Here is an 18,113-nt window from a genome sequence, read left to right on the forward strand (position 1 = left end):
ATCCGACACCTCACTCACGCGGCGATGAACTCATTCCACTTGCGCACCATGTACTGGTTTTCATCCATCACCGAATTCCAGCAGGCCACGGCCCCCATCCGGTCGTAGAACGATCCGCCGTCGCGCACCTCGCCCGCCTCTGCGAGCGTGTCGCCAAAGGGCGAGGTGATCACGTCGGTGCTTTCCTTGCCCTCGAACCAGTAGCCCCATTCGTTCTCGCTCATGAACGCCTTGGAGGTTTCGGGCACCGCCGAGTAATACCCCTGCCGCATCAGAAAGCCGCCGACCCAGCCACTGAGATACCAGTTGATATAGTCATAGGCTGCATCCAGCTCCATTCCCGAAAGTGACGCCGACAGCCCGATGCCGCCGCCCCATGAACGATAACCCTCTTTCAGCGGCTGGTAGACGCAAGGAATATCGCGCGAACGCACTGCCGTGATGGCGGGCGACCACATCGACTGGATCACCACCTCTCCGCTCGCCATCAGGTTCACACTCTCATCGAAGGTTTTCCAGAATGCGCGGAACTGGCCCGCTTTCTTGGCATCCGTAAAGATCGCGATGGTCTTGTCGATCTCCTCGCGGGTCATGTTACCCTTGTTGCCATAGGTGATCTCGCCCATCGCCTCGCAGACCATCGCCATGTCCATGATCCCGATCGAGGATATGTCGAGGATCGACGCCTTGCCCTTGAACTCGGGGTTCAGCAGCTCGGTCCAGCTTTCGATCGGACGCCCGATCAGATCGGGGCGGATGCCGAGCGTATCGGCGTTGTAGATCGTGGGGATCAGCGTCATCCAGCCGCTTTCGGTATCCACGAAGTCAGTGCCGCCCGGCCCTTCGACAAAGCCGACGGTATGCGGGGCGGTGCCCTGCGCGATCTCGCTGTCGGGGGTCAGTTTGCCGTCGCGGAAAATGCCGACGATCTTGTCGTAATTCTCGATCCGGCCGGCATCCATCGCTTGCAGGTTGCCGGTCGGCCAGACCTTTCTACAGACGAAGTACTCGATATCGGCGATGTCGAAGCTATCGGGTTGTGTGGCGGCACGCTGCGTTACGCTGTCGGTGTCGAGCGCGGTCATCTCCAGCGTGATGCCCAGATCCTCTTTCACCTTGGTCGCCACCTCGTTGAGGTTCGACACCCCGGTGCCGAATTGGCGCAGCACGATATCCTTGCCCTCCTGACCCCAGACCATCGGGGCGGGCAGGGCAGAGGCTGCAAGTGCTGCGCCTCCTGATTTCAACAGGGCGCGGCGGCTGTAGCGGGTCTTGCAGATCGTCGTCATGGTTGGTCCTCTCCGTTGTGGTTTTTTGACTCGGGTCTTCAGTCTTCAGGCGGAAATCGGATGCGCGGCCCGGTCGTCCCATCCCAGACCGATCACCTCGCCCAACTCCCGAGGGTTCTGGAAAAACTCGCGCTCGGGCAAAAGCGCCGTCACCTCCTGGTCGCCCGCGACCACGGAAATGAGCGCGACATGCGTGCCCTGGTATTCGATTCCGGTGATACGCCCGTCGATCCGTCCGGCCTCGGGCGAGGTGATGGACATGACGTCAGAGCGCAGGGCAATCTGGCCTTGCGGCAGGTGCAGCACGTTGTGCCCGCCCATGAAGCGCGCGACAAAGGCGGTGCGCGGCGCGTTGAACACCTCGCGTGCGGGGCCCGCCTGCTCGATGCGCGCGTCGTTCATCACGATGATCTCGTCGGCGAGGGCCAGTGCCTCATCCTGCCCGTGGGTCACATGGATGAAGCTGATGCCGAGATCGCGTTGCAACCGTTTCAGTTCCGTACGCATGCGGATGCGCAGGAACGGATCGAGTGCCGAGAGCGGCTCGTCCAGCAGCAAGACCTGCGGTCGGGTGATGAGCGCGCGCGCAAGGGCCACGCGCTGCTGCTGCCCGCCGGACAACTGATCGGGCTTGCGGTCCGCGTATTGCGTCATCTCGACGAGGTCGAGCATTTCATCTGCTCGGGAAAGGCGCGTGGCCTTGTCCTGCCCTGCCATGCGCAGGCTGAAGGCCACGTTGTCGCGCACATTGAGATGCGGAAAGAGCGCATAGCTTTGAAACATCATCGCCGTGCCGCGCCGCGCGGGCGCCAGGTGGGATATGTCGCGCCCCGATAGCACGATGGCCCCGTCACTGACGTCCTCGTGTCCCGCGATCATCCGCAGGGTGGAGGACTTGCCACAGCCCGACGGCCCCAGAAGGCAGGCATAGGTGCCCGCCTTGAAGTGATGCGAGATCGCATCGACCGCAACGGTTTTACCGTAGCGTTTGGTCAGGGAGACGAATTCTAGATCGGCGGAATGTGGCATGAGTACATCCATGTGGGGTTGCGTTCATCCCTGAATGTCGAGCCGGGTGGCGCAATGGATTTGTCTTGGCAGGCGCGACGGATTTTTGACTGTGCCGGGTTTTTCCGCGCGGCATGTAGCTCCGTGCCGAATAATTGTGCGCAATATATGTATACAATCTATAAGTTCACTGAGTGTGATTTTGAGGCGTATTGTGCGCAGTCAGATGCTCCGTCATGATGGTGGCAGGAGCAGGCGCATGAATCACTCGACCGAAACACCCGTTTTCACCCAGACCACCGTCAGCGGGGCGAGCGCCGGCATCGTCGTGGCCTTGTCTCAGGCGATACACGAGCACCGTCTCGTGCCCGGCACCAAGTTGGGCGAGGATGAGTTGAGCGATATTTTCAATGTATCGCGCACCGTAGTGCGTTCCGCTCTTCAGGCGTTGTCGCACGAAGAACTGGTCGAATTGCGCCGCAATCGCGGTGCCTTTGTCGCCAAGCCCACAATCCGCGAGGCACGCGAGGTGTTCGAGGCACGCGCACTATTGGAGCCGCGCACCGCCCGCTCTGCCGCCGAGCGCATGACAGAGCCGGCGCTGCGGACACTGGAGGCGCATATCTCTGCCGAGCATGACGCGCTGGAGCGCGCCGAGCCGGGTAAGGCGCTTCGCCTTTCGGGGCAGTTTCACATCGAGATCTCGCGCATTGCAGACCAAACCACGATCGCCGGTTTCATCGAGCGTCTGGTTGCGCGCTCTTCGCTGATCATCGCGCTTTACTGGAAGCGTCATAGCGCGCTCTGTGAGAAACACGCGCACCACGCCCTCTTGGAGGCGTTCCGCCGGCGCGATGGCGAAGACGCGGAAGATCTCATGAAAAGTCATCTTGTCGATATTGTGGCCGCGCTTGATCTGCGCGAGGTGCCAAATTCGGACGTGAGCCTGAAGGCGATTTTGTCACGCTGATCTGATGCAGACGCGAAGGTCTGCGCCCATCTTGCGAAAACCGTTGCCCGGTTTCTTTGCAGGGACATTTGTGTTAGCGCTAAAATCAAGGTCGTGCGAGGCGTGACACAAGGCCGTGGCTGGGCTGTTCGAGGCAGGTCGGCCGACAGACGGCAGCCGATCGCACAGCAAGGGAGAGGCACAGTAGATGACACTGAACCCAGTGGTTGCGCGCGTGACAGACCGTATCATCGCGCGCAGCGAACCCACCCGGAGCGCACATCTGTCGCGCATGGCGAAGGCCCGAGAAAATGGTCCGGCGCGAGGGCATCTGTCGTGCAGCGGGCAGGCGCATGCCTATGCGGCCTCGGGCGCGGACAAGGATCGGTTGGCGGGCACGAGCGCGGGCAATCTCGGCATTGTGACCGCCTATAACGACATGCTCTCGGCGCATCAGCCGTTCGAGCGGTTTCCCGAACTGATCCGTCAGGCGGCGCGTGAGGCGGGCGGCACGGCGCAGGTGGCGGGCGGTGTGCCCGCGATGTGCGACGGCGTGACCCAAGGCGAAGCGGGGATGGAGCTGTCGCTGTTTTCGCGCGACGTGATCGCGCTCGCGGCCTCGGTGGCGCTCAGCCACAACACCTTTGATGCCGCCGTATTCCTCGGGGTTTGTGACAAGATCGTGCCGGGGCTGGTGATCGCGGCGCAGGCCTTTGGGCATCTGCCGGCGGTGTTCCTGCCCGCCGGTCCGATGCAGAGCGGCCTGCCCAATGACGAAAAGGCCAAGGTGCGCCAGCGATTCGCCAATGGCGAGGTTGGGCGCGACGCGCTGATGCAGGCCGAGATGGCCTCGTATCACGGGCCGGGCACCTGCACCTTTTACGGCACCGCCAACACCAACCAGATGCTGATGGAGTTCATGGGGCTGCACCTGCCGGGTGCCAGCTTCGTGACCCCCAATACCGGGCTGCGCGACGCGCTCACCGTCGAGGGTGCCAAGCGCGCGCTGTCGCTCAGCGCGCTTGGCAACGATTATACGCCGGTCTGCGACATCCTGGACGAGCGTGCCTTCGTCAACGGCATCGTCGGGCTCAATGCCACCGGCGGGTCAACCAACCTGCTCATTCATCTGATCGCCATGGCCCGCGCGGGCGGCATCTTGCTCGACTGGCAGGATTTTTCGGAACTGAGCGAGGTCACCCCCCTGATGGCCCGGGTCTATCCCAACGGGCTGGCCGACGTGAACCATTTTCATGCCGCGGGCGGGCTGGGCTACATGATCGGCGAGTTGCTGGACCACGGGTTGCTGCATCCCGATACCAGGACCGTCGCCGGGGGCGGGCTGGGACAGTATCGGCAAGAGCCGAAGCTGACCACCGAGGGGCTGACATGGCAGGCGGGCACGGGCACGACCCTGAATGACAGGATCCTGCGCCCCGTGAGCGATCCGTTCCAGCCGACCGGCGGGCTCAGCCGGCTCTCGGGGTCGCTGGGCACGGCAGTGATCAAGGTCTCGGCGGTGGCGCCCGAGCATCGGATCGTCGAGGCACCGATACGGATCTTTGCCGATCAGGAGGAGGTCAAGGCAGCCTTCAAGGCGGGTGAACTGACCGGCGACGTGATCGTCGTTGTCCGGTTCCAGGGACCAAAGGCCAATGGCATGCCCGAGTTGCACAGCCTGACGCCGCTCTTGTCGATCCTGCAGGGGCGCGGGCAGAAGGTGGCGCTGGTCACCGACGGTCGTATGTCGGGCGCTTCGGGCAAGGTGCCCGCCGCGATCCATGTCAGCCCCGAAGCGGTCGAGGGCGGGCCGATCGCAAAACTGCGCGACGGCGATATTCTGCGGGTCGATGCCGAGGCCGGGGTGCTCGACATCCTGACGCCGGATGTGGTGGCGCGGGCACCGGTGCAGGCTGATCTCTCGGCCTCTCAGGCGGGGACGGGACGCGAGCTTTTCGCCATGTTCCGCAACACTGTCGGCTCCGCCACCAGCGGCGCCAGCATTTTCGGAGACTGAACCCATGGTCCTTTCGCCAAGAGATGCCAGCCGCCGCACCCGTGAGATTTGCGCGTTGGCCCCGATCGTCCCGGTCCTTGTCATCGAGGATGTGGCGACCGCCCGCCCTCTCGCCGAGGCGTTGATCGCGGGCGGGTTGCCCGCGCTCGAGGTCACGCTGCGCACGCCCGCCGCACTCGAGGCGATCCGCGCCATGAGCGCAGTGCCCGGCGGGCATGTGGGTGCCGGCACGCTGATCACCCCCGAGGATGTCCGCGCCGCCAAGGCCGCGGGCGCAACCTTTGGCGTCTCGCCCGGGGCGACGGATGATCTGCTGGCGGCGTGCGAAGAAGAGGGCCTGCCGCTCCTGCCGGGCGCTGCCACCGCGACCGAGGCGATGCGGCTGCTCGCGCGCGGCTATGACATGCTCAAGTTTTTCCCTGCCGAGGCGTCGGGCGGTGCACCCGCGCTCAAGGCCATCGGCGCGCCGCTGCCACAGATCACCTTTTGCCCCACCGGCGGCATCAACCCCGCCAATGCGAAAAGCTACCTGAGCCTGCCCAACGTGCTCTGCGTCGGCGGAAGCTGGATTGCACCGCCGGATCTTGTGTCGATCGGCGATTGGAGCGCGATCGAGGCGCTCGCACACAAGGCGGCGCATGTGACGAGCAGCCGATGATGGTCCCAGAGCCAACGCCGAGGCGCGACTGTAAGGATACCGTTTTAAATACTGCGCCTCCGCGAGATGCCGCCACGGAGAAATATGCGCCGTCGACCGGAAATTGACAGAGATCACAGGTCATGTCCGATTCACGCCGGGTTACGACAAGGTGATTGTCTATCCTTACGGCGGCAGAACGGCCGAGATTTGGTGCGCCATGATCAAAAATAGGGGGCTACATACTTACCTGGTGGATTGAGCGGAACGAAGGAGTCCGAATGGGGATTCCCATTTTGGGCGCTTTGTGCGAGCCACGAGGATGCGCACAGGAATATCTTTCACCGTCTCTGACAAGGATCAATCCCGGCTTGAGGCAGTCATTTCTCAGCCATCGTCGCCACAAAGGCATGTGTGGCGCTGCCGGATCGTGCTGCTGAGTGGCGAGGGCCTCGGCCCCACGGCGATCATGGCGACGACCGGCACGTCCACGACCTGCGTCTGGCGTTGGCAAGAGCGTTACATGAGCGAAGGCGTCGAAGAGTTGGAGTTTCCCCGGTTTGATGGACACTTTTCACTTGATGAAGGAGAGTGTTTTTCATGCCGAGAACGAGGACCCCGTACCCGACGGACTTCAGGGAGCAGATGGTTGCGCTGGCTCGAACCGGGCGCAGTGTTGAAAGCCTGGCGCGCGAGTACGAGCCCTGCGCTGCGACGATCCACGAGTGGGTCAGGGAAGGGCCTGCACAGAGCGGCGTCGGCCCGTCCGATCTGAGTATGCACACGCTCATGCAGCGCGGCCGTCTTATCATCGGTGCTGCCGGTGAGACGAAAGGCCCGATCAAGTTGGGTGAGATCTGCCAATTCTATCTCAAGCAGGAAATCGCTGTAGCCATCAGCGGCAAGGTCCAACCTTCGTTGGCAAAGCCGTCAGCGGCCAATGGCCCTGCGCGATTGTAGATGCGACATCCAAGCCTCCAGGGCCGTTGCGAATGCAAGCGCCTTGGCATCCTGTTTAAGTTCTATCAAGCAGCAGTAGAGGTTCATCGGTCATATCCTGCCCGGCAGGGGCTGACTGCGATCTTGGCCCGGACAGATTTATAGAGGGTTAACCGAGGCACGGCCGTCTAAAGGTTGGCAAAAATATTCTCTGGCTCGGGGTCTTGCGGGCGTGACTTCAGCCGTTTCAATCGGGCGCGCATGCTGAGCGCATAGCGTATTTCTTGCTGAATCGGCCGTTTTTGCCCGGCAAGCGGCGTGATCCGGCGTGGCCTGATGGTTTTGTGCGTCAACACCCGGTGCAGCCGGGCGCGATGCGCCAGAACCGAGGCGCGGCGCAGCTCATGCCGCCCCAGCGTGAGATAGGTTAACAGCACCGCGACCGCCAATGTCAGGTCGCGCCAGAATGCAGAGAGACTGTCTGGTGTGACGATGACGAAATTCTGAACAAGACTGGATGAAAAGATCATCAGCGCGAGGCTGAGTGCCGCGAGCCGGAGCTGAATGCCCGCCATGAAACAGCCACTCAGGCCCAAAAGAAGAGCGCACCCGAGCAGGTCTGCGACCGACGAAGAGAAAGACGTGGCAAACAGCGTGCCCGGGTCGAATCCTTTCACGAGATCGAGCGAAAGAGCCATGAAATACGACCCGATGATGATGCGGATCAAGTTGAGGCCGGTCTGGTCGACGTGTACGCTTTTCTTATGGGGCACGGGCGGTATCCGTTTGCTGTGAGTCTCGAAGAACGGAAGTCACTGATACAACCATGCCGCGAAACGGCAAATCCACTTGAACCAAAGAAATCTGTCGAGAATTTGGCGGCAGGATGGCCAATAAAAGCGCGGTGGCAAAGGCCGGGGCGTTTAGCCCTCGGCCTCGCCATCCTCATCGGCCTGTTCGGCGATCCACGCGACCGAGACGACCTCTTCGCCCTTGCCGGTGTTGAATACCTTGACCCCGCCCGCGCTGCGCGAACGGAACGAGATGCCCATCACCGGCACGCGGATCGACTGCCCGCGCGAGGTGGCAAGCATGATCTGGTCCTCCAGCGTCACCGGGAACGAGGCCACGAGCGGCCCGCCGCGCATTGCCTTGTCGATGGCCGTGACCCCCATGCCACCGCGCCCGCGCACCGGGTAGTCGTGGCTCGACGACAGCTTGCCAGAACCGTTGGCTGTGATTGTCAGGATCAGGTTCTCGGCGGCCTGCATCTCCTCGAACCGCTCGGCGCTCAGCACCGCATCGGCGTTGCCGTCCTCTTCGCCGCTCTCGTCCTCGGGGGCCCCGGCGGCGGCACGGCGCATCTTGAGATAGGCCGCGCGTTCGTCCGAGGTCGCCTCGAAATGGCCGATCACCGACATGGATACGACGCGGGCGCCGTTTTGCAGGCGGATGCCGCGCACGCCGGTGGATTTGCGGCCCTTGAAGACCCGCACATCAGGCACCGCAAAGCGGATCGCGCGGCCCGAATTTGTGACCAGCATCACGTCATCGGCAGGCGAGCAGATGCGCGCATTGACCAGTTCCACACCCTCTGGCAGGTCCATCGCGATCTTGCCGTTGCGCATGACATTGGTGAAATCCGATAGCGCGTTGCGCCGCACATCGCCCGCCGAGGTGGCGAACACGATCTGAAGGTCGGCCCACTCTTCTTCGGCGCGGTCCACCGGCATAATCGCGGCGATCGAGACGCCGGTGGGGATGGGCAGGATGTTGACGATGGCCTTTCCGCGCGACGTGCGTCCACCAAGCGGCAGACGCCATGTCTTTAGCTTGTAGACCATGCCTTCGGTGGTAAAGACCAGAAGCGGCGTATGGGTATTGGCCACGAAGAGCGTGGTCACCACGTCTTCATCCTTGGTGGCCATGCTGCTGAGGCCCTTGCCGCCGCGCTTCTGGGCGCGGAAATCCGCGAGCGCGGTGCGTTTGATATAGCCGCCCTGCGTGACGGTGACGACCATCTCCTCGCGCTCGATGAGGTCTTCGTCCTCCATGTCGCCGGACCAGTCCACGATCTCGGTGCGGCGCGGCACGGCGAACTGCTCGCGCACCTCGCTTAGCTCGTCGCGGATTATCTGCATGATCCGCTCGCGGCTGGCGAGGATGGCGAGGTAATCCTTGATCTTGCCCGCGAGCTCCTGCAACTCGTCGGTCACTTCCTTGACGCCCAGTTGGGTCAGGCGTTGCAGGCGCAGGTCGAGGATCGCGCGGGCCTGCGTCTCAGACAGGTTATAGGTGCCGTCCTCGTTGGCGCGATGGGTGGGATCGTCAATCAGCGCGATATATTCGAGTATATCGCCCGCGGGCCAGCGCCGCTCCATCAGTTTTTTCCGCGCCTCGGGTGCGTCGGCAGAGGAACGGATGGTCGCCACCACCTCATCGACATTCGACACAGCGACGGCCAGACCGCAGAGCACATGCGCGCGTTCCCGCGCCTTGCGCAGATCAAAGGCGGTGCGGCGCGCGACCACCTCCTCGCGGAACATGATGAACAGCGACAGGAAGCGGTGCAATGTCAGTTGCTCGGGCTTGCCGCCGTTGAGGGCCAGCATGTTGCAGCCGAACGAGGTCTGCATCGGGGTGAAGCGGAACAATTGGTTGAGCACCACCTCGGGGGTCGCGTCGCGCTTGAGCTCGACCACCACGCGCACACCGTTGCGGTCGCTCTCGTCCTGCACATGGGAGATACCCTCAATGCGCTTTTCGCGGGCGGCCTCGGCGATCTTTTCGATCATGCTGGCCTTGTTCACCTGATAGGGGATCTCGTCGATAACGATGGCGTAGCGATCCTTGCGGATTTCCTCGGTGCGGGTCTTGGAGCGGATGATAACGCTGCCGCGCCCTTCCAGATAGGCCTTTCGCGCGCCCGACCGGCCCAGCATGATGCCGCCGGTGGGGAAGTCCGGGCCGGGGACGTATTGGATCAGGTCCTCGGTCTCGAGATCGGGGTTGTCGATCAGTGCCAGCGTCGCGTCCACCACCTCACCCAGATTGTGCGGCGGGATATTGGTGGCCATGCCGACGGCGATGCCGCCCGCGCCATTGACCAGCATGTTGGGGAACCGCGCGGGCAGCACCGTCGGCTCGCGGTCCTTGCCGTCGTAATTGTCCTGAAAATCGACGGTCTCTTTCTCGATATCGGCCAGCAGGAACGACGCAGGCTTGTCCATCCGCACTTCGGTATAGCGCATGGCCGCGGCGTTATCGCCATCCATCGAGCCGAAATTGCCCTGACCATCCAGCAGCGGCAGCGACATCGAGAAATCCTGCGCCATACGCACCAGCGCGTCATATATCGCGCTGTCGCCGTGCGGGTGATACTTGCCCATCACGTCGCCCACGGCGCGCGCCGACTTGCGGTAGGGCTTGTCATGGGTATTGCCGCCCTCATGCATGGCATAGAGGATGCGCCGGTGCACAGGTTTCAGGCCGTCGCGCAGATCGGGGATCGCGCGGCTGACGATCACGCTCATCGCGTAATCGAGATAGGAGGTCTTCATCTCATGCGTGATGGAAACCGAGGGCCCGTCATATGCGGGGGGCATTTCATCCGTGTTTTCAGGGGGTTGAGGCGTATCGCTCACGTTTTTTACCGTCCTGTGATCTGGCGCTATATCTTGTTGGCGTGACTATATCAGAGCCATGATATGGGGTGCAATGGCGCAGGGAGGCGGCTTTTGTCAGCGGTCAATGGTGAGTGATAACATACTGTTTTTATTGAAAAGTAATTTCTTTCGGGCATCATCGGAGGACAGGCAGATACAGGAGCGACTTTCATGGAGATATCTGAAACCGAACTGATGCTCAAAGGGTACGGATTGACCACGGCGGAATTCTTCTACCGGATGCCCGACTATCAAAGCGTCCTCAACAGCTATATCTGGCAGGATTACGACCTAGCCCCAGACCACCCAAAGCTGTTCGAGTTCATCGAATTCTGGCAGCGCGAGATCGACGGACCGCTGCATTCGGTGCGTTTTTCACATCGCAAACTCATTGCGCCCGGCGAATGGCGCAACGTGTCCGGCGAGTTCACATTGCACTGACGGGCGTTGCCCCGGCACCAGACCGGGGCCGCCAGCGGATCACGGAATGATGCGGTTGTACTTCATGCCTTCGAGCGAAACGCCGGCAAGCAGACCGGCCTGACCAAAGATCACGGCGACCACCGGGCTGGTCGAGGTCGTGGTTTCAGCACGCAGGTTCTCGCCCCGATCGTTGAAGACATACTCGATATCGGCCCCCGCGGCCCAGCCCGATGACCGGCGGAAACGTTCCAGCGCGTCCTCGGTCATGAAAAAGAGGACATGCGCGAATTGCTGCGCGCCGATCTGGAGGCCAACACTGCCCTTGGTTGCCGAGTAGTAGTCAACCGTCACATCGTTGATCCGGAGCGCGCCACGGCCAAAGCCGCCGCCGACCATAAAGCTTGCCTCTGTCACCACGGGCATGACGAGGATGCCCGTGGACTTCTCCGCCAGCGTGCGGGTGTTGGGATAGTTCGCGTACATGTGGCTCAGCGTTGCATCCACGCGCGCGTCGATGCGCGCCGCGCCGGGGCTTCCCACGCCATTACCGCAGGCCGCCAATAGCGGCGTGCCCGCCATCAGCCCGAGCGTGAAGGTGCGTCGTGAAATATGGGTCATGGCTATGCCTGTCTGTTGCCTCGATGGCCGGTCTTTTTGCGGTGCCGGACTGTGCGAGAGTATAGGGGCAGGGCGTGCCGGTGTCACTAGGGCTTGTGGTTATGGGCGGGATGTTGCGCGCATCGTCACGCCTTGCTCATCAGCCGCGCGACGGCGGGTGCGAAATAGCTCAGGACACCGTCGCAGCCTGCGCGCTTGAAGCACATGAGGCTCTCCAGCATGGCACGTTCCTGATCGATCCAGCCGTTTTGCGCGGCGGCCATGATCATCGCATATTCCCCCGAGACCTGATAGGCGAAGGTCGGTGCGCCGAAATTTTCTTTCGCACGCCGGCAGATATCGAGATAGGGCAGGCCCGGCTTGACCATGACCATGTCCGCGCCCTCGCTCAGGTCTCGCTCGATCAGACGCAGCGCCTCGTCGGTGTTGGCGGGATTCATCTGGTAGGTCTTCTTGTCTCCCTTGAGGGCATTGGATGCGCCCACCGCGTCGCGGAAGGGCCCGTAAAAGGCAGAGGCGTACTTGGCCGCATAGGACATGATCATCACGTTATGGTGACCCGCGGCTTCGAGTGCGGTGCGAATGGCGCCGATGCGCCCGTCCATCATGTCCGAGGGCCCGATGATGTCGACACCCGCCTCGGCCTGTGACAGCGCCTGTTTCACAAGCGCCTCGACAGTGGCGTCGTTAACGATTTCGCCGTCCACCACAAACCCGTCATGGCCGGTGTCGGAATAGGGATCGAGCGCCACGTCGGTCATGACAGTAATCTCAGGCACCGCTGCCTTGATCGCGCGGGTGGCCCGGTTGCTGAGGTTTTCCGGGTTCCAGGCCTCGGCGCAATCGGTTGTGCGATTGGCAGCGGAGGTGAAGGGGAACAGGCAAATAGCCGGAATACCCAGATCGGCGGCCTCACGTGCGGCCTCGACCACACGGTCGATCGAGCGGCGAAATACGCCCGGCATGGATGGAACAGGCTCTTCCACCCCCTCGCCATCGCGGACAAAAACCGGCCAGATGAGGTCGCCCGCGGTCAGGGTGTTTTCCGCCACCATGGCGCGCAAGGACGGTGTTGCGCGGGTGCGGCGCAGGCGGGTGGCAGGGAAGGCAGCTTGGGTCGGGCGCATGGGCGGACTTTCTGGCGAGGACGGACCGCCAATTGAGTGGCATGGAAATTCGCGCATCTCAAGGGTAGGAATTGCCGCGCACCGGCGCTAAGAGAGGCGACGACATTGACCAAGAGGCCCGGCATTGGATTGGTATGACACTGTTTTCGAGCTGATCGACATGCGTTCCTTCAGCAACCTTTGGTATTGGATCGCGCTTGCGGTCACTTGGTCATCAGCCAGCCATTGGGTGCTCGGTGTGCCTTGGGACATGGCGGTGCGCGCGCGCAAGAGTCGTTCGGAGGAGGCGCTGACCGATTTCGAGGACATGGTGCGGATCAACACCAACCGCATTTTATATGTCATGCGCCAATCGGGGCTTTTCATGGTGGCCATCATCGGTTTCTTGATGACCATGCTCGCACTTCTCGGGTTTGTTTACGGAAATGAGTTCGCGCAGGCCGTCTTCTTGCTCGGATTTCCCCTGTTGCTTGTCGGTGCGTTGTCGGTACGGGCCGCGCGGCGCATCGCCGCGCAACAGCCGCGTGGTGCCGCGCTGATCAAGCAGTTCCAGACACAGCGCTTCGTCATCCAGCTGATCGGCATGCTTTCGATCTTTGTGACCGCGATGTGGGGCATGTACCAGAACATGAATGCGAATGTTCTTGGATGACAAATGACGCGCCGTGGCGCGTGAGACGGGACATAGGATAATCATGAGCAAAGCGCAGCATATCACGGTGGGCGGCGCGCCCGAGGGCTTTGATGCTTCGCTGATCCAGCAAGAAGCGACCAAATCCGGCGGGCCGGTCATCCATGTCGCGCGCGACGACAAGCGTATGGCGGCCATGGCGGCGGCGCTGGAGTTCTTTGCCCCCGACCTGCCGGTCATCCGCTTTCCCGGCTGGGATTGCCTGCCCTATGACCGGGTGTCGCCCAATGCCGACATCTCTGCCACGCGGATGGCGACGCTGGCCACTTTGGTGCATGGCGCGCCCAAGCAGTTCGTGCTGCTGACCACGCTCAATGCGGCGACGCAGGCGGTGCCCGCGCGCGAGGTGCTGCGCGAGGCCGCCTTTGCCGCCGCCGTCGGCGAGCGCATTGATGAAAAGGCATTGCGCGATTTTCTGGTGCGGATGGGGTTTTCGCAGGCGCCCACGGTGACCGAGCCCGGCGATTACGCGCTGCGCGGCGGCATCATCGACATCTATCCACCGGGCGAGGCGGGGCCGGTGCGGCTCGATCTCTTCGGCGATATCCTCGACGGGCTGCGCCGGTTCGATGCCGCCACGCAGCGCACCACCGAGACGCTGGACCGGATTGAGCTGGCCCCGGTGTCGGAGGTCATTCTGGACGAGGCCGCGATCCGGCGGTTCCGGCAGAACTACCGGATCGAGTTCGGCGCGGCGGGCACCGACGATCCGCTTTACGAGGCGGTGAGCGCCGGGCGCAAACATGCCGGGGTCGAGCATTGGCTGCCGTTCTTTCACGAGCGGCTGGAGCTGATTTTCGACTATCTGCCGGAGGCGTCGATCACGCTTGACGATCAGGTCGGACCGGCGCGCGTGGCCCGATGGGAGAGCATTACCGATCAATACGAGGCGCGCCAGCATGCGCTGAGCCAGAAGAACCGCGGCGACACGGTTTACAAGCCGGTGCCGCCCGGGCTGCTCTATCTTGACGACGACGCGTGGCAGGCGGCGGTGGCGGATCGGCGGGTGCTGCAATTCGTGGCGCTGCCGCAGGCCACCGGGCCGGGGGTGATCGACGCGGGCGGGCGCATCGGGCGCAGTTTCGCGCCCGAACGGCAGCAGGAAAACGTAAACCTTTTCAGTGTCCTGAAGGATCATGTCGAGGCGCGGATGGCCGAGGGGCCGGTTGTCGTGGCGTCCTATTCCGAGGGCGCGCGCGAGCGGATCGAGGGGCTGTTGGAGGATGAGGGCCTGATGGGTGCGGTCACCATCCGCAGCGCCAAGGCTTTGGGCAAGCGCGGGCTGCATCTGGCGGTCTGGCCGCTGGAACAGGGGTTTACGGCGCCCGACCTGACGGTGATCGCCGAGCAGGACGTGCTGGGCGAGCGCCTCATTCGCGGGGCCAAGCGCAAGCGGCGGGCCGACAATTTCCTGACCGAGGCGCAGGCCCTCAGTCAGGGCGATCTGGTCGTGCACGTGGATCACGGGATCGGGCGCTATCTGGGGCTGGAGGTGGTCACGGCGGCGGGCGCGGCGCATGAATGCCTGGTGCTGGAATATGCCGAGAGCTCGAAACTTTATCTGCCGGTCGAAAACATCGAACTGCTGTCCAGGTATGGCCACGACGAAGGTCTGCTCGACAAGCTGGGCGGCGGCGCGTGGCAGGCCAAGAAGGCCCGGCTCAAGGAGCGTATCCGCGAGATGGCCGACCGCCTCATCCGCGTGGCCGCCGAGCGCGAATTGCGCCGCGCGCCGGTGGTCGAGGCCGAGCATCACGCCTGGGAGGCGTTCGCCGCGCGCTTTCCCTATCAGGAGACCGACGATCAGCTGCGCGCGATCGAGGATGTGGTGGCCGATCTGGGCGCGGGCCGCCCGATGGACCGGCTGATTTGCGGCGATGTGGGCTTTGGCAAGACCGAGGTGGCGATGCGCGCGGCCTTTGTGGCGGCCATGTCAGGCTTGCAGGTGGCGGTGATCGCGCCCACGACGCTACTAGCGCGGCAGCATTTCAAGGAGTTTGCCGAGCGGTTTCGCGGCTTTCCGATCAATGTGCGCCCGTTGTCGCGGTTCGTGTCGCAGGGCGAGGCCACCAAGACCCGCGAGGCGATGGCCCGGGGCGAGGCCGATATCGTGGTGGGCACGCATGCGCTGCTGGCCAAGAGCGTGCGCTTCAAGAATCTGGGCCTCTTGATCATCGACGAGGAACAGCGGTTCGGCGTGGCGCATAAGGAGCGATTGAAGCAGTTGCGCTCGGACGTGCATGTGCTGACGCTGACCGCGACGCCGATCCCGCGCACGCTGCAACTGTCGCTCTCGGGCGTGCGGGACCTGTCGATCATCGGCACGCCGCCCGTCGACCGGCTGTCGATCCGCACCTATGTGAGCGAGTTCGACACGGTGACGGTGCGCGAGGCGCTGCTGCGCGAGCATTACCGGGGAGGGCAGTCGTTTTTCGTGGTCCCGCGCATCAAGGATCTGCCCGAGATCGAAGAGTTCATGGCCAATCAGGTGCCCGAGGTGTCCTATGTGGTGGCGCATGGGCAGATGGCCGCCGGAGAGCTCGATGACCGGATGAACGCCTTTTACGACGGCAAATACGATGTGCTGCTGGCCACGACGATCGTTGAGTCGGGGCTGGATATTCCGACCGCCAACACGATGATCATCCACCGCGCCGACATGTTCGGGCTGAGCCAGCTCTATCAGATCCGGGGTAGGGTGGGGCGCTCCAAGACCCGCGCCTATGCCTATCTGACGACCAAGCCGCGCGTGCCGCTGACGCCCGGCGCGGAAAAGCGGCTGCGGGTGCTGGGCAGTCTCGACACGCTCGGGGCGGGGTTCACGCTCGCGTCTCAGGATCTCGACATTCGCGGGGCGGGGAACCTCCTGGGCGAGGAACAGTCGGGGCAGATGCGCGATGTGGGCTATGAGCTCTATCAATCCATGCTGGAAGAGGCGATTGCCAAGATCAAGTCGGGCCAGATCGACGGGCTGTCGGAGGCCGATGAGCAATGGGCGCCGCAGATCAACCTCGGCGTGCCGGTGCTCATTCCCGAGACCTATGTGCCCGATCTCGACGTGCGTCTCGGGCTCTATCGCCGCTTGAGCGGCCTGGAGAGCAAGGTCGAGATGGAAGGCTTTGCCGCCGAGCTCATTGACCGGTTCGGCAAGCTGCCGCGCGAGGTCAACATGCTGATGCTGGTGGTGCGGATCAAGGCGATGTGCAAGCGGGCGGGGATTGCCAAGCTCGATGGCGGGCCCAAGGGCGCGACGATCCAGTTTCACAACGACAAGTTCGCCTCGCCGCAGGGTTTGGTGGCATTCATCAACGACCAGAAAGGTCTGGCCAAGGTGCGCGACAACAAGATCGTCGTGCGTCGCGACTGGAAGGGCGAGGCGGACCGGATCAAGGGGGCCTTTGCCATCGCGCGCGATCTGGCGGAAAAGGTCGTGGCGGAGAAAAAGAAAACCGCCGGGGCAAAGGGCTGACCCCGCCCCGGCGCGCCTGTGATGCTCTGACTCTTGGGATCAGCCGGCGATCGAGGCGCTTCGGATGTCGTCGATGGACCGGGCGATGGTCGCGTTGAACTCCGCGTCCGACTGCCGGGCCGAGAGCCCCTCGGTGAGCGCCCGGCTGAAGCTCGCGATCACGCCGGTGTTGCGGGACAGCCGCGCATTGGCCTCGTCCCGGCTGTAGCCGCCCGAAAGCGCCACGACGCGCAGTACCCGCGGATGACTGACGAGCGCCTCATAGAGATTGTCGGTTTCCGGCAGGGTGAGTTTGAGCATCACTTCCTGATCTGCGGGCAGGGCGTCGAGCTGCGCGAGGATCGCGCCGCGCAGGATCTCCTCGGCCTCGGCCTTGTCGGCGATGGAGATCGTGACCTCAGGCTCGATGATCGGCACGAGGCCGTGACCGAGGATCTGCAGCCCGACCTTGAATTGCTGCTCCACCACGGCCTCGATCCCCGCCGGGTTTGCCGCGTCGATCACCGAGCGCATCTTGGTGCCGAAAATGCCCGCCTTGACGCCGCGCGCAAGGAGCGCGTCGAGATCCGGCATAGGCTTCATCAGTTTGACGCCATCGGTGCTGTCGGCGAGCCCCTTATCGACCTTGAGAAAGGGCACGACGCCGCGCTCCTGCCAGAGGTAGTCAGGGGCGGGCTTGCCGCCGATGTCGCGGTCCATGGTCATTTCGAACAGAATCGCGCCAAGAACCTTGTCGCCGGTAAAGGCCGGGGCTTGTGCAATCCGCGCGCGCATCGCATGGACGAGGTCGAACATTTCGGCGTCGGTGCTGTATTCGCTCTCCTCGACACCGTAGAGGCTCAGCGCTTTTGGCGTGGAGCCGCCCGATTGATCGAGTGCGGCGATAAAGCCCTGTCCTTCGCGGAGTTTCTGTCTTTGCTCGGCTTGCGACATGGCGGGTCCCCCTGAGTCACGATACGTTTTGCGCCCTCTTAGGCGAGGGTCGCGCGCCCTGCAATCGTGGTGGCGCTAACATGACCGGAGCCGCGCGGTTTGATGCACATTGCGCGGGCTTGTATCGCTGGCAATTAACTGTCCGTGATCCGCGCATCTGTGTAACCGGTGCGCCGCGCCCACACTTACGTCATAGCGCCTGATCTGCGATCCAGAGGCTTCTTTGATTTGTGGGGAGTTTCTCGATGGGAGCTACAAGGGAGTTTCTGGCAGAGTTGCCGCGGCGTTCGGATGGCAAGCGGAATTGGCCGCCTGAATTGAAGGCACAGGTCGTTGCGGAGACGTTGA

Annotated in this window: 14 protein-coding genes and 1 pseudogene; 7 read left to right on the forward strand and 8 right to left on the reverse strand. The window is 63.0% G+C overall.

The window, feature by feature from the left end; all coding sequences use genetic code 11:
- Window positions 1–14 precede the first annotated feature (14 nt).
- Both Q0X85_RS12690 and Q0X85_RS12695 read right to left on the reverse strand, forming a co-directional pair.
- A complete protein-coding gene (locus Q0X85_RS12690) occupies window positions 15–1,280 on the reverse strand; it encodes a PotD/PotF family extracellular solute-binding protein (protein WP_297772444.1) in 1,266 nt (421 codons plus the stop codon).
- Between the two features lie 54 nt (window positions 1,281–1,334).
- Entirely contained in the window at window positions 1,335–2,330 is a 996-nt protein-coding gene (locus tag Q0X85_RS12695; RefSeq protein ID WP_297772432.1) for an ABC transporter ATP-binding protein, read from the reverse strand.
- 226 nt (window positions 2,331–2,556) lie between these two features.
- On the opposite strand from Q0X85_RS12695, the gene Q0X85_RS12700 reads away from it, so the two are divergent.
- The 4 genes from Q0X85_RS12700 (at window position 2,557) to Q0X85_RS12715 (ending at window position 6,675) form a co-directional block, all read left to right on the forward strand.
- On the forward strand, window positions 2,557–3,267 hold the full coding sequence (locus Q0X85_RS12700; protein WP_297772433.1) for a GntR family transcriptional regulator: 711 nt from the start codon (window positions 2,557–2,559) through the stop codon (window positions 3,265–3,267).
- Window positions 3,268–3,454: 187 nt separating this feature from the next.
- Window positions 3,455–5,263, forward strand: coding sequence for a phosphogluconate dehydratase (edd, locus tag Q0X85_RS12705; protein WP_297772434.1), 1,809 nt, complete (start codon window positions 3,455–3,457; stop codon window positions 5,261–5,263).
- Between the two features lie 4 nt (window positions 5,264–5,267).
- Window positions 5,268–5,921 carry a bifunctional 4-hydroxy-2-oxoglutarate aldolase/2-dehydro-3-deoxy-phosphogluconate aldolase gene (eda, locus tag Q0X85_RS12710; RefSeq protein ID WP_297772435.1) on the forward strand — a complete coding sequence of 218 codons (654 nt, stop codon included), beginning with the start codon at window positions 5,268–5,270 and terminating at the stop codon, window positions 5,919–5,921.
- Between the two features lie 301 nt (window positions 5,922–6,222).
- Window positions 6,223–6,675 carry a helix-turn-helix domain-containing protein gene (locus Q0X85_RS12715; RefSeq protein ID WP_297772446.1) on the forward strand — a complete coding sequence of 151 codons (453 nt, stop codon included), beginning with the start codon at window positions 6,223–6,225 and terminating at the stop codon, window positions 6,673–6,675.
- Here Q0X85_RS12715 and Q0X85_RS12720 read toward each other — a convergent pair.
- From Q0X85_RS12720 to gyrA, 3 genes and pseudogenes are all read right to left on the reverse strand, one after another.
- Window positions 6,669–6,947 (reverse strand): annotated as a pseudogene (locus Q0X85_RS12720) (DUF6614 family protein); the annotation flags it as partial. The gene Q0X85_RS12715 and the pseudogene Q0X85_RS12720 overlap by 7 nt on opposite strands.
- 80 nt (window positions 6,948–7,027) lie before the next feature.
- On the reverse strand, window positions 7,028–7,612 hold the full coding sequence (locus tag Q0X85_RS12725) for a hypothetical protein (protein ID WP_297772436.1): 585 nt from the start codon (window positions 7,610–7,612) through the stop codon (window positions 7,028–7,030).
- Between the two features lie 150 nt (window positions 7,613–7,762).
- Window positions 7,763–10,444, reverse strand: a complete 2,682-nt coding sequence (gyrA, locus tag Q0X85_RS12730) for a DNA gyrase subunit A (protein WP_297772437.1) — start codon at window positions 10,442–10,444, stop codon at window positions 7,763–7,765.
- A gap of 231 nt (window positions 10,445–10,675) precedes the next feature.
- On the opposite strand from gyrA, the gene Q0X85_RS12735 reads away from it, so the two are divergent.
- Window positions 10,676–10,945, forward strand: a complete 270-nt coding sequence (locus Q0X85_RS12735; RefSeq protein WP_297772438.1) for an usg protein — start codon at window positions 10,676–10,678, stop codon at window positions 10,943–10,945.
- Between the two features lie 39 nt (window positions 10,946–10,984).
- Here Q0X85_RS12735 and Q0X85_RS12740 read toward each other — a convergent pair whose 3' ends face one another.
- Together Q0X85_RS12740 and hemB are read right to left on the reverse strand one after the other, a co-directional pair.
- On the reverse strand, window positions 10,985–11,545 hold the full coding sequence (locus tag Q0X85_RS12740; RefSeq protein WP_297772439.1) for a YSC84-related protein: 561 nt from the start codon (window positions 11,543–11,545) through the stop codon (window positions 10,985–10,987).
- Between the two features lie 125 nt (window positions 11,546–11,670).
- Window positions 11,671–12,672 (reverse strand): porphobilinogen synthase, encoded by a 1,002-nt coding sequence (gene hemB, locus Q0X85_RS12745; RefSeq protein ID WP_297772440.1) that lies wholly within the window; start codon window positions 12,670–12,672, stop codon window positions 11,671–11,673.
- A 124-nt stretch (window positions 12,673–12,796) separates the two neighbouring features.
- Here hemB and Q0X85_RS12750 point away from each other — a divergent pair, with 124 nt between their 5' ends.
- Together Q0X85_RS12750 and mfd are read left to right on the forward strand one after the other, a co-directional pair.
- The gene (locus Q0X85_RS12750; protein WP_297772441.1) at window positions 12,797–13,324 is read left to right on the forward strand and encodes a component of SufBCD complex; all 528 of its coding nucleotides are present in this window, start codon (window positions 12,797–12,799) and stop codon (window positions 13,322–13,324) included.
- A gap of 43 nt (window positions 13,325–13,367) precedes the next feature.
- Window positions 13,368–16,832, forward strand: a complete 3,465-nt coding sequence (mfd, locus tag Q0X85_RS12755) for a transcription-repair coupling factor (protein ID WP_297772442.1) — start codon at window positions 13,368–13,370, stop codon at window positions 16,830–16,832.
- A gap of 39 nt (window positions 16,833–16,871) precedes the next feature.
- Here mfd and Q0X85_RS12760 read toward each other — a convergent pair whose 3' ends face one another.
- Entirely contained in the window at window positions 16,872–17,765 is an 894-nt protein-coding gene (locus Q0X85_RS12760; RefSeq protein ID WP_297772443.1) for a fructose bisphosphate aldolase, read from the reverse strand.
- Window positions 17,766–18,113: the final 348 nt, after the last annotated feature.

Source organism: uncultured Roseovarius sp. (assembly GCF_947259555.1).
Classification (GTDB): Bacteria; Pseudomonadota; Alphaproteobacteria; order Rhodobacterales; family Rhodobacteraceae; genus Roseovarius.